Annotated in this window: 10 protein-coding genes; 2 read left to right on the top strand and 8 right to left on the bottom strand. The window is 46.8% G+C overall.

Going from position 1 to position 11,998, the window contains the following annotated elements; translation table 11 throughout:
- Position 1: 1 nt before the first annotated feature.
- From P8F77_RS02935 to P8F77_RS02900, 8 genes are all read right to left on the bottom strand, one after another.
- Positions 2 to 1,162, bottom strand: a complete 1,161-nt coding sequence (locus P8F77_RS02935) for an aminotransferase class I/II-fold pyridoxal phosphate-dependent enzyme (protein WP_148459288.1) — start codon at positions 1,160 to 1,162, stop codon at positions 2 to 4.
- A complete protein-coding gene (locus tag P8F77_RS02930; protein WP_024728629.1) occupies positions 1,162 to 1,644 on the bottom strand; it encodes an Lrp/AsnC family transcriptional regulator in 483 nt (160 codons plus the stop codon). Before P8F77_RS02930 ends, P8F77_RS02935 begins: the two co-directional genes overlap by 1 nt.
- The gene (locus tag P8F77_RS02925) at positions 1,641 to 2,642 is read right to left on the bottom strand and encodes an AIR synthase family protein (RefSeq protein WP_024728630.1); all 1,002 of its coding nucleotides are present in this window, start codon (positions 2,640 to 2,642) and stop codon (positions 1,641 to 1,643) included. Before P8F77_RS02925 ends, P8F77_RS02930 begins: the two co-directional genes overlap by 4 nt.
- 13 nt (positions 2,643 to 2,655) lie before the next feature.
- Positions 2,656 to 4,158, bottom strand: coding sequence for a VanW family protein (locus P8F77_RS02920; RefSeq protein ID WP_034550194.1), 1,503 nt, complete (start codon positions 4,156 to 4,158; stop codon positions 2,656 to 2,658).
- A gap of 135 nt (positions 4,159 to 4,293) precedes the next feature.
- Complete coding sequence (locus P8F77_RS02915; protein WP_024728632.1) at positions 4,294 to 4,998, bottom strand: 3'-5' exonuclease; 705 nt, start codon at positions 4,996 to 4,998, stop codon at positions 4,294 to 4,296.
- Between the two features lie 3 nt (positions 4,999 to 5,001).
- Positions 5,002 to 5,652, bottom strand: coding sequence for an endonuclease III (gene nth, locus P8F77_RS02910; protein ID WP_024728633.1), 651 nt, complete (start codon positions 5,650 to 5,652; stop codon positions 5,002 to 5,004).
- Positions 5,653 to 5,665: 13 nt separating this feature from the next.
- Positions 5,666 to 7,081, bottom strand: a complete 1,416-nt coding sequence (malQ, locus tag P8F77_RS02905; protein WP_024728634.1) for a 4-alpha-glucanotransferase — start codon at positions 7,079 to 7,081, stop codon at positions 5,666 to 5,668.
- A 113-nt stretch (positions 7,082 to 7,194) separates the two neighbouring features.
- The gene (locus P8F77_RS02900) at positions 7,195 to 7,794 is read right to left on the bottom strand and encodes a TetR/AcrR family transcriptional regulator (RefSeq protein ID WP_024728635.1); all 600 of its coding nucleotides are present in this window, start codon (positions 7,792 to 7,794) and stop codon (positions 7,195 to 7,197) included.
- 182 nt (positions 7,795 to 7,976) lie between these two features.
- Here P8F77_RS02900 and P8F77_RS02895 point away from each other — a divergent pair, with 182 nt between their 5' ends.
- Both P8F77_RS02895 and P8F77_RS02890 read left to right on the top strand, forming a co-directional pair.
- Positions 7,977 to 10,061, top strand: a complete 2,085-nt coding sequence (locus P8F77_RS02895; protein ID WP_024728636.1) for an MMPL family transporter — start codon at positions 7,977 to 7,979, stop codon at positions 10,059 to 10,061.
- A 2-nt stretch (positions 10,062 to 10,063) separates the two neighbouring features.
- Entirely contained in the window at positions 10,064 to 11,956 is a 1,893-nt protein-coding gene (locus P8F77_RS02890; RefSeq protein ID WP_287519935.1) for an X-X-X-Leu-X-X-Gly heptad, read from the top strand.
- The last annotated feature ends 42 nt before the right edge of the window (positions 11,957 to 11,998 follow it).

Below are 11,998 nucleotides of genomic sequence, written 5' to 3'. Positions count from 1 at the left end.
ATTATCTCCTTAGCTTCTCAATAAATGTGCCAAGCCTGTTCAGGGCTTCTTTCAGCTCGTCGATGGAATACGCATAGGATACTCTCAAATATCCTTCTCCGCAGGCGCCGAAAGCTGTTCCCGGCACGATGGCCACCTTCTGTTCCTTCAGCAGTTCCTCGGCGAACTTCTCCGAACTCATACCGAATTCCTTGATGCACGGAAATGCATAGAATGCCCCTTCCGGCTCAAAGCACTCGAGTCCCAGTTCCCGGAATCGGTGAAGCAGATAGCGTCTCCTCTGGTTATAGGAATTTTTCATCTCCTCCACCTCATCATCACAGGCTCGGAGTGCCTCCACCGCTGCGTACTGGCTCGTAGTCGGCGCCGCCATGATACCGTACTGATGAATCTTCACCATCTGCTCCATGATGACTTTCGGAGCTGCAGCATAGCCCAGCCTCCATCCGGTCATGGCAAATGCTTTGGAGAAACCGTTGATGACGATGGTCCTTTCCTTCATATCCGGAAGCGCACCGATGCTGACATGCCTGTGCCCGTATGTAAGCTCGGAATAGATCTCATCGGAAATCACCAGCAGATCATGTTCTTTCGCAAAATCGGCGATAGGCTCCAGATCTCTTTTCGTCATAATAGCGCCTGTAGGATTATTCGGAAACGACATGATAATGGCTTTTGTCTTATCTGTCACCACCTCCTCAAGCTGTTTTCTCGTCAGCTTGAACTTATCTTCCTCTTTAAGCTCCACAGTGACCGGGATCCCGTCGGACATAATGACACACGGCACATAGCAGACAAATGATGGCTGAGGCACAATCACCTCATCACCCGGGTTTAAAATTGCCCTCAGAGCCACATCGATCCCTTCGCTTCCGCCCACTGAAACAATCACTTCGTCATTGCGGTAGCGCATGTGATATTTTCTTTTTAAATATCTGCAGATCTCATCTCTGAGTTCAACAAGTCCGGCATTGGATGTATAAAATGTCCTGCCCTTCTCAAGAGAATAAATACCTTCTTCCCTGATCCGCCACGGAGTGTCAAAATCCGGCTCTCCAACACCCAGTGAAATCGCTTCCGGCATCTCGCTCACAATATCAAAAAATTTCCGGATGCCGGAGGGTTCCAGCATCACGGCCTTTTTAGACAGCATATCTTTCATTATGGAGTCACCGCCTGTCTTTTATCTGCTTTTTTTGCCTCCAGCACCGTTCCGTGGTCCTTATATTTTTTAAGGACAAAGTGAGTGGCCGTACTTAATACCGCCTCCAGAGGAGCCAGCTTTGATGAAGTAAACATAGAGATCTCCTTCATTGTCTTTCCTTCCAGCATGACCATGAAATCATAGGCCCCCGACATCAGATACAGCGCTTTTACTTCCGGGAAATTGTAGATACGCTCTGCGATCTTGTCAAAGCCTTCTCCCCTCTGAGGTGTCACTTTTACCTCGATCATGGCAGTCAGCTGTTCCCGGCTCGTGTGGTCCCAGTTGATCAGCGTGTGATAACCGCAGATGATGTGTTCCTTTTCCATCTCGGCAATTTCATTGGCTATGTCTACTTCCGTAGAATCAAGAAGAACCGCCAGCTCTTTTAAGTCCAGACGGCTGTTCTTTTCTATTAATTTTAATATTGATTCTCTCAGCTCTTGATCCATGATCTCTCTCCTATCTTATACAATTCGTCTTGTTTCGGAGCTTCCAGGCTTGCCGCCTTACCCTGTCTGTAAATGATCTTATCATTAGAATCTGTGGTACGGCCGATCACCGAGGCCTTGATTCCTTCCTGTTCCAGTTCTCTCACAAGAGCATTCCCGTGATCCGTAACGATCAGCATGGAACCGCTGGAGATCAGCTGGTACGGGTTCAGATCAAAAAACTCACACAGCTCGATCGTATGCTGCCTGACCGGAATATCCTCGATAGAAACTTCCAGTCCCACGCCCGAGGCCTGGGCCACTTCCCAGAGAGCACCGTAAATTCCGCCCTCTGTAATATCGTGCATAGAGGAGGCATACTTCCGCGCAATCTTCCCCTCAGGGACAACCGTAACCTGTTCAAGACAGGCCTTCGCCTCGTCAAGGAACTCTTCCGGAAAACGTTCTTTTAACAGTTCCTCCCGTTCCCTGGCTATGATACCGGTTCCTTCCAGGCCGATGTATTTGGTCACCACGATATCCTGCCCCGGCGCGGCGCCACTGGTGGACACAAGTTCTTCCTCTTTCACCTTGCCGACTCCGGTGACAGAAATAAGGGGCTGCCTGACCGCATCGGTCACCTCTGTGTGCCCCCCGATCACTGCAATGCCAAGCTTTACGCACTCTTCCTGTACCTCGGCCGACAGCTGCCTTAGTTCTTTTTCCTTCGTCTCCGGAGGGAGCAGGACTGTGAGCATGAGTCCCACCGGTTCGGCTCCCGAAGAAATCAGGTCATTGGCGGTGATATGCACTGCCAGCCTGCCCGCTTCTTTGGCCGCTCCTGTGATCGGGTCAGTGGAGAGTACGAATACCTCTCCTTCTTCAAGCTTCAATGCCGCACAGTCTTCTCCAATGCCGGGACCGATCAGGACCTCGTCCCGCTTCGTTCCCAGCTGTTCTAATATAACTTTTTTTAATGTGGCTTCCGGAATTTTTCCTATCTTCATGATTTTCCCCTGATCAATTCTCTTTGGATGTTTGAGTTGCCTGAGTACTCTTCTTCTCTGTTGATTTCTTCGCAGGAGTCTTTTTCTTTGCTGTAGATTTCTCCGTTGATTTTTCAGTCGATTTGCTGTCTTTCTTTTTCTTATCCGCGTCTTTTTTCTTCTTGTCTTTGTCCTTATCCTTCTTTTTGGTTCCTACTCTCACCGTGTTCGGAGTCGCCATATAGCTGGACGTATTAAACAGAATCTTCTGTGTCTTCTTGCCCTTTTCCTTGACGATCTTCCAAAGCTTGGCAGTGTAGCCGGTGTGTCCGACCTGTTCTACGATCCGTTTACCCTCTTCCAGTGTCGGGTCCTTGATCACTTTCTCCCCGGAACTGTTTCTCACAGAAGTCGTCTCAGAGACAAACTCCACGTGTCGGTCCGGATTGGTTTTCTGTCCGTAGACGCTGAAAGTGATATTAGAACCATCGGCAATTCCTTCTATATATACAGGGAAATCATACTGGTTCTCAAACTTCAGATCCTTATAGGTTCCCGCGATGGCTGCATCGGCAGATCTCGGCACATAGGATACCGTCATAGAGTGAGGATGGCGTTCTTTGATCTTTAACTCTGCCCGGATCACCGCATTGTAAAGTGTCGTAGATACCTGGCAGATCCCTCCTCCATAAGTCTGGACTGTCTGACCGTTCTCATAAGAGCCTGCCAGATAATAACCATTCTCACTCGTAAACGGAGAAACCGCTTTGTACACGGAAAAAGTCTCTCCCGGATACACGACCGTTCCATTGATCATCTTTGCGCCGTTGGCAACGTTTCCTTTTCTTCCCGGTGCCGAAGATCCGTAATAGGTCGTCTTTGTCCCCAGCTTATCTTTGACTTTCGCCATGTCTTCGCTGGTATACTCCGCCTTTTTTCTTGTGACTTTCAGAGGTACTTTGAAGCTTTCCGCCTCAACCTGCTTTTTGTATGCCTTAAACGTACTCTTTTTGTCCAGCGCATACCCTGTCTTTTCTTTAATGATGACAAACTTTCCATTCTTTCTCTTTAAAGATGCATTTTTAGGCTCTGAGAGAATCTTTTTCGCGGCAGAATCCAGTTCCTTGTCAAATGTCTTCTGGTCGTATCTGCGCTCGGTCTTTACGACTGTCCTGTCCTTCTTTACCTGGGAATAACGGTTTATAATGCTTCCCGAACGTCCCACGTCATAGGCATCTTTTACTGTTTCCTCCACATCCCATGTAACGCCTGTCTTCGAAAGTTTCGTCACTGCTTTCTTGCCGTCCACATAAAATGTAATATCTTTTGCCTGTTCCTTCTGTATATAATCTTCAATCTCTTTTTTTGCTTCTTCTTTCGTCATTCCTCCAAGGGATTTTCCTTCAAATATAACCCCCCGGACTATTTTATTATCTTTGGTAGCCCCTTTTACCGTCTGACTGATATATACAAATACACCAATGCAGATTACGGCTAAAATCCCGGCAGCAATGCCGGCTTTCATTCTTTTTGACATACCTATCCTTCCTAAAATGTTCGCGTCTGCAAAATTGTTGTCCTTATTATACCATTAAATAACCGGCCACTGTCGTGCCGACCATTACAATCACCAAAAGGATTGCTATGATCCCGGTGATCATTCTTTTCTTTTTCATCGCATCACCCCATATTTTGAAATAATCTCGTCTATTGTCTTGGAAGCTTCACTCATTGTCAGTCCGTCTATGCTGCCGTTATCCTCTATTTTATGATATTTCCTCAGTTCGTTCAAGTACCGTTTTTGCTTTGCCGTGATCATCTGGAGTTTTTTGGGACGGTACTGAAGCGGTTCCGGAACAAAGACCTTCTGGTCCTCTCCGAATTCTCTCTTCATGGACTCAAATACGACTGCTGTTGCCAGTGCATCGTCATAGGCCCTGTGAGCCGCCTGATTGACATAGTGATAATGCTCACAGAGGCTCGAAAGCTTTTTGCTCTCCAGACCGCGAAGCAGCAGTCGGGCGGCCCTGAGGGTATCAACCCCTTCTTTTTCAAAAGCATAATGGAATCTCTTTGCCGCAGTCTTCATGAACCGGTAGTCAAACATCAGATTATGTCCCAGCACCGGATAACCCTCGCTGAATGCGAGGAAGCCCTCCACGCCTTCGCGCATGGGGATTCCGCCGTCCAGCATCTTCCTGGTAATCCCTGTCAGCCGGATAATAAAATCCGACACTTCCCGTTCCGGATAGATAATGCAGTTGTATTTTCCGGCAATCTTACCATTTTTGACCTTCACCGCACCGATCTCGATCACCTGATCTTCCTCCACGGAAAGTCCTGTGGTTTCCAAATCAAAGGCAACGTACTCTTTCATAGGCTATACCTCACATGACGGGCAGACACTCTTAAGGGTACATTCTCCGCATTTCGGCCGTCTGGCGATACAGATGTTTCTTCCGTGGGTAATGATCTGGATATTGTAGAGAATCCACTGCTCTTTCGGCAGCACCTTCATCAAATCATACTCAATCTTCACCGGATCATCGTTCTTCGTCAGATATAATTTTTTGGAGATCCTTTTTACATGGGTATCCACCACGATGCTCGGCTCATGAAAGATATTTCCCCGGATCACATTGGCGGTCTTTCTTCCCACTCCGTCCAGAGCCGTCAGTTCCTCAATGCTCTCCGGCACTTCTCCTCCGTGCCGCTCTATGATCTGACCTGCGGCTCCGATGATGTTTTTTGCTTTATTTTTATAAAATCCTGTGGAATAAATATCTCTCTCCAGTTCTTTGATATCTGCCCGGGCAAATGCCTCCAAACTCGTATATTTTTTAAACAGCTTTTCTGTTACGATATTGACTCTGGCATCTGTACACTGTGCGCTGAGCATCGTCGCGATCAGAAGCTGCCATGCATTTTCATGGTTTAAATAACATTTGTATTCTGTCGTATAAGTCTCGTTCAGAATATCACAGATTTTTCTCACTCGTTCCTTTGTTACTCTTTTGGATACTTTCGCCATAGGTTTCTGCTCCTTATGAGTTTCCTCCGATAGTTTCTTCTGACCGGTATCGGTCATGCAGCGTGAGGATCGTTTTCCTCAGTTCACTGTTCAGCTGTTCTTTTGTGACTCTCCATTCCCAGTTGTCCCCCACAGTGGAAGGCGTATTGATTCTGGCCCGGCTCCCGAGTCCCAGGTAATCCTGAAGCGGAATGATCACCGTATTTCCCCTGCTCTCAAGAGCCAGAGAAATCAGATCCAGGTTCACCTCTCCGGTGCGCACGATCGTGCTGTGGTCTAAATAGTGATGCAGGAAATTCTTATCTGCCTCCGGCATGTCTCCATACCACCCAAGGACCGTATCGTTGTCATGGGTGCCTGTATAAACCACACAGTTTTCTTCATATTTATGCGGCAGATACGCACTGTCATCCCATGCCCCAAAGGCAAATTCCAGTATCTTCATTCCCGGATAGCCGATCTCCTTTTGCAGCTCTCTCACAGAATCTGTGAGAAAACCGAGATCCTCCGCAATGATCTTCACATCCCCAAGCCTCTCTTTCAATGTCTTGAAAAAATCTAGGCCCGGCCCTTTTTCCCAGTTGCCGCCTGCTGCTGTCTCGGCATCTGCCGGAATAACAAAGTATTCGTCAAAGCCCCGGAAATGGTCCAGTCTCAGCACATCATACAATAGGAAATTGTGGCTTAACCGCTTCAGCCACCAGTCAAATCCTGTACTTCTGTGATAGTCCCAGTCATAGACAGGATTTGACCAGAGCTGGCCGTTTTCTGCAAAGGCATCCGGCGGGCATCCTCCCTGGACTCTCGGCTCTCCCTGTTCGTCCAGCTGAAACATTTGCGGATGTGCCTGAAAATCGGCACCTTCCTTTGCCACATAGAACGGCAGGTCGCCAATGATACTGATGCCGTTTGCATTGGCGTACTGTTTCAGCTTCAGCCACTGGCTCAAAAATTTGTACTGGACAAAGCAAAAATACTCTCTCCCTTTTCCCGGCTGTTTTAAATCCATATATCTGCAGAAATCATCCAGCCACTCTTTATGGACATGTTTGAAATCTTCGTAGTCTTTTCCTCCCCGGAACCGACTGTATGCGATCCAAAGCAGGATCTCCCTGGACATAAAGACTCTGTCGTAGTCTACTTTGTCCTCGCCGTCGGCAAAGTCCCAGCTGTCACATTCCTCAGGAGTCAGGAGGCCTTCTGCCTGGAGCTGCTTTAAGTCAATATATAAGACGCTTCCCGCAAAGCTTGAATAGGATAAATATGGAGAATTCCCTTCCCCGATCGTACCCAAAGGCAGGATCTGCCAGTAAGACTGGCCTGTTGATTTCAGAAAGTCTACAAACTGGTAGGCTTCTTTAGAAAAGCACCCGATGCCGTACGAAGACGGCAGGCTGAAGATAGGCAGCAAAATACCACAAGATTTCATTCATTACTCCTTATAACTACTGATGAGGGTTTCATCATCTGATTAACAGTTTTCGTATCCCTCATTATATCATGATTTCCTGTGGTTGTTTGCTTAAAATAACGTACATCGTACTATTTTTGATGATTTTTTATAATACTGCGGATCGTTTTATACAAAAACGGCTTTAATTGCTCCAATGTAACGGGCTGTCCGAACAGAATCGCATTGTAACAGCTTCCGGAAATCAATTCCACGATCAGGTAGATCATTGTTTCCGGCTCCTCAAATTCCCTTCCGGATTCCTTCATCAGATTCATATAAGCTTCATATATATTTTCATAGTCTCCGTCCATTGGTTCATTGATCGCATTTTTAAAGATGCCCCATCCCAGATGTTTGGAGATCAGTTTCAGGAGCGTGGGATTCCGGTACAGCTGATCAATAATATTATCTGCCAAAAACACGATCTTGTCTTCAAACAGCCGGATCTTTGCTCTCTCCAGATCCCTGTAAGCCTTTTTAAAAATCAGTCCGGCCCGGTGTGCGATCAGCTTATACCGGATATCGGTCTTATCCTTAAAATAAAGATAAAATGTCCCCTTGGCGACCCCTGCCTGACTCACGATATCCGAGATCGATGTCTTCTGATAACCATTTTGTGTAAAAAGGTGATATGCCGTGTCAAGAAGCGCTGTTTTCTTTCTCTTTTTATTTTCTTCTACTTTACTCATTGGCTTGTATCCCCCTTTTGCTTATGCCTTCTTATAACATAATTATACTTTAAACTGACTATAAGTCAATATTTTTCAAAAACCGAAAGATTATTCTGGATAATTATTGACTTTTAGTCATTTCTATAGTATACCATTAATAAGAAAAATGACTTTTGGTCATTCATTTAGGAGGACTGATTATGATTAAATTTGGAAAATGGATCGCAAAGCATCGGAAATTGATCGTTCTGCTTTCCGTTCTGCTGTTGATCCCATCACTGATCGGCATTTCCAAAACCAGGATCAACTATGACATCCTGAGCTATCTCCCCAATTCACTGGAGACAGTCAAGGGTCAGGACATCATGGTAGATGAATTTGGAACCGGGGCTTTCTCCATGGTCGTCGTGGAAGACGCCAAGGTAAAAGACGTCCAGAAGATCAAACACAAAATTGAAAAAGTAGACCATGTAAAAAAGGTTCTCTGGTACGACGACCTGGCAGACACCACTTTTCCAAAGGAAATGCTGCCGGAAAAAATCCGGAATGTTTTCTTTAACAAGAATGCGACGATGATGATCGCCCTGTTTGACAACACCACGTCATCCGACGAAACGATGGAAGCGGTCAGCCAGATGCGCCACGTAGTAGGCAAACAGTGTTTTATCAGCGGCATGTCCGGAATTGTCACGGATATTAAAAACCTGGCACTGGAAGAGATGCCAATCTATGTGGTAATCGCTGCGGCGATGTCTCTGCTCGTGCTGTGCCTCACGATGGAATCCCTGCTGACGCCGGTTCTGTTTCTGGCAAGCATCGGCATCGCGATCTTATATAACCTTGGAAGCAACATCTTCCTCGGGGAGATCTCATACATAACGAAAGCACTGACGGCGATCCTTCAGCTGGGGGTGACGATGGATTATTCCATCTTCCTGCTCCACAGCTATGAAGATAACAAGGTACGGTTTGACAATGATAAGCAAAGAGCCATGGCTCATGCGGTTTCCAACACCTTTAAGTCAGTTGCGGGCAGTTCCGTTACGACGATTGCAGGTTTTGCCGCACTTTGTTTTATGACCTTTGCCCTCGGCATGAACATCGGTATTGTCATGGCCAAAGGTGTGGTCATCGGTGTTGTCTGCTGTGTAACGCTTCTGCCGTCCCTGATCCTGATCTTTGATAAATGGATTGACAAGACGACACACAAGTCCATCATCCCGGACCTGTCCAATGCCTCCCACTTTATCACGAAGCATTACAAAGCAGCGGTTTTGATCTTTCTGATCCTTTTGTTTCCTGCCGTTTACGGAAATAACAACACACAGATCTACTATAACATTGATAAATCACTGCCCCAGTCTCTTCCGAGCAACGTTGCAAATAAGAAACTGAGCGACGATTTTCATATGAGCAATATCCATATGGTCATGCTAAAATCCGGCATGTCTGCAAAGGAAAAGTCTCAGATGCAGAAAAAGATCGAACAGGTAGACGGAGTCAAATGGGTCCTGGGCATGGATTCCGTGGTAGGTTCCGCAGTCCCGACCGATATGATCCCGGGCACAGTGAGTGAGAATCTGATCAGCCCCCATTATGAGATGGAGTTCATCTGTTCTGACTACAAAACAGCAACCGATCAGGTCAACCGGCAGATCGCCAGGATCAATACCATCGTAAAAAGTTACAGCAAAGAATCTATGGTGATCGGGGAAGCTCCCCTTACAAAAGATCTTGCCGATGTGACAAATGTGGATCTCCGCAATGTCAACATCGCATCGATCGCAGCCATTTTTATCATTATTATGATCGTATTTAAATCGGCATCTCTTCCGGTTATTCTGGTAGCCGTCATTGAATTTGCCATCTGTGTCAATATGGCGATCCCATATTATACGGGAGAGGAACTGCCCTTCGTGGCAAGCATTGTCATAGGCACCATTCAGCTGGGTGCAACCGTCGATTATGCGATCCTTATGACCAGCCGCTATCAGAAAGAACGCATCCGTGGGAATACCAAACGAAAATCCATCCGTATCGCCCATGAGACATCCATGCTTTCTATTATTACAAGCGGACTCAGCTTTTTTGCAGCAACGTTCGGAGTAGCGCTTTACTCCAAGATCGATATGATCAGTTCTATCTGCACTCTGCTCGCCAGAGGAGCCGTCATCAGTACGGTCAGCGTTGTGTGCATCCTTCCGGCGATGTTTATGATATTTGATAAATTGATTTGCAGGACAACATTTGGCATGGGCCATATTCAGGAAATAAAGGAGGACTAAACATGAGGAAAAAGACATTGAGCAAGGCTTTGGCTATGGCAGCTTCACTGGTTTTGTGCGCTTCAATGGCCGCAGCTCCAGTATATGCGGCTGATTCCCAGGAAAAAGAGGAAACTGTCTATGTAAAAGCAGACGCTGAAGGCAATACACAGACGGTCATTGTCAGCGACTGGCTGAAAAACAAAAAGAAATCGGCAAAAATCAAAGATGCTACCGATTTAAATGACATTGAAAATGTGAAAGGCGACGAGACTTTTCAGAAGGGCAGCAAACACAGCATCACCTGGGACGCCAACGGCAATGACATCTATTATCAGGGAAAGACTGACAAAGAACTTCCGGTCTCCATGCAGGTGACTTATTACCTGGACGGCAAAGAAATCAGCCCGAAGGATTTGGTAGGAAAGAGCGGAAAAGTTCGGGTACGCTATGAGTTTACAAACCATGATGTACATAACGGGATCTATACGCCGTTTACCATGATCACCGCTGTTATTCTGCCCACAGAGCATTTCTCAAACGTAAAAATGGAAAACGCCAGGGATATTTCCGACGGCAGCAAACACATTCTCATGGGCGTAGCCTTCCCCGGACTGTCTGACAGCCTGAAGCTAAAAGACAGTGCCATCGGCCAAAAATTTGATATTCCGGATTCCTTTGAATTCACCGCGGATGTGAAGGACTTTCAGATGACAGTGACCGCAACCGTGGCTTCTGCCGACACTCTCTCAGAGTTCGGCCTGGATAAAGTTGATACGATTGATGAACTGAATGATTCTCTGACCACCCTCTCCAATGCCTCAGAGAAACTGGTAAACGGTTCCGGGGAACTGCTCTCAGGAGTTAAGGAGCTGAGGGATGCTTCCAAAACTCTGAAAAACGGCACCGCAGTCCTCAACAAGAAAACCAAAGAACTGTCCAAAGGCTTAAATACTCTGGATGATAAAAAGGATGATCTTATTTCCGGTGCCAAAAAGCTCAGCAAAGGCACCAAGGATCTAAAGGCAGGGACCAGCGAACTGGAGAAGAAAACAAAGTCTCTTCCATCTATGATGAAGGAGCTCGCCTCCGGACTGGAAAACATAAAGTCTCTGACCGGCAGCCTTCCGAGCCGGCAAAAACTTCAGGAGCTTGCTTCCGGACTGGACTCCATTACTTCCTCTTTTGAAACTATCAAAAGCGCCAACATCCAGTACAGCCAGGCACTTCAGGGACAGATCGACAGCCTCACCGCTATGCTCGGCAGAGGAACAGTTTCTGATTCCGCTGATGTTGGTGATATTAGAACAGCAATTGGAACCATGCAGGCCATCCAGGGCAAAATGAAGGATGAGAATGATACCATCGACCAGCAGAGCAAGGCTTTATCCTCTTCCTTAGCTCCCGCAAAGGCATTGATCCAGAAACTGAGCGATCCGTCCACTCAGGCATCCTTTAAAAAATTAAACAGCCTGGACACCAGAGAACTGACCACTGCTGCATCCAGCCTCCGTTCGGCGGCAGTGAAACTGAATAAAGGCGCCGGAGATCTCTCATCCGGACAGAGTGATCTGGTATCCGGAACAAACCAGCTCGGACAGGGAATCCACACTGCAGCCTCCGGCAGCAAAAAGTTAAGCTCTGCCACTGGCACGCTGGCATCCGGCGGCAGCAAACTTTCCTCCGGCACAGACGCATTGTACACAGGTGCCGACACGCTCAATGCGGGCCTGATTCAGTTTAACCAGGACGGCATCCAGCGTCTGGTAAACATCATGGACCATGACGTCCAAAATACTCTGGACCGGATCAATGACACGGTAAAACAGGGAGATAAATACCAGACTTTCACCAAAAAAGCAAAAGGCACAAAAGGCAGTGTCAAATTTATGATCGAGACAGAAGAAATTGAATAAAAAAGTAATGGAGGAATCGGCTAATGCCGATTTTTCCGATTT

It is taken from the genome of Anaerostipes sp. PC18, assembly GCF_039789045.1.
GTDB lineage: Bacteria > Bacillota > Clostridia > Lachnospirales > Lachnospiraceae > Anaerostipes > Anaerostipes hominis.
This window is presented reverse-complemented; position numbering and strand designations above follow the sequence as displayed.

What these genes read in the sequence shown, in the direction of transcription:
- P8F77_RS02900 (WP_024728635.1), bottom strand. Translation starts at nt 7,794, where the DNA reads ATGAGTAAAGTAGAAGAAAATAAAAAGAGAAAGAAAACAGCGCTTCTT.
- P8F77_RS02895 (WP_024728636.1), top strand. Translation starts at nt 7,977, where the DNA reads ATGATTAAATTTGGAAAATGGATCGCAAAGCATCGGAAATTGATCGTT.
- P8F77_RS02915 (WP_024728632.1), bottom strand. Translation starts at nt 4,998, where the DNA reads ATGAAAGAGTACGTTGCCTTTGATTTGGAAACCACAGGACTTTCCGTG.
- P8F77_RS02925 (WP_024728630.1), bottom strand. Translation starts at nt 2,642, where the DNA reads ATGAAGATAGGAAAAATTCCGGAAGCCACATTAAAAAAAGTTATATTA.
- P8F77_RS02920 (WP_034550194.1), bottom strand. Translation starts at nt 4,158, where the DNA reads ATGTCAAAAAGAATGAAAGCCGGCATTGCTGCCGGGATTTTAGCCGTA.
- P8F77_RS02890 (WP_287519935.1), top strand. Translation starts at nt 10,064, where the DNA reads ATGAGGAAAAAGACATTGAGCAAGGCTTTGGCTATGGCAGCTTCACTG.
- nth (WP_024728633.1), bottom strand. Translation starts at nt 5,652, where the DNA reads ATGGCGAAAGTATCCAAAAGAGTAACAAAGGAACGAGTGAGAAAAATC.
- P8F77_RS02935 (WP_148459288.1), bottom strand. Translation starts at nt 1,162, where the DNA reads ATGAAAGATATGCTGTCTAAAAAGGCCGTGATGCTGGAACCCTCCGGC.
- malQ (WP_024728634.1), bottom strand. Translation starts at nt 7,081, where the DNA reads ATGAAATCTTGTGGTATTTTGCTGCCTATCTTCAGCCTGCCGTCTTCG.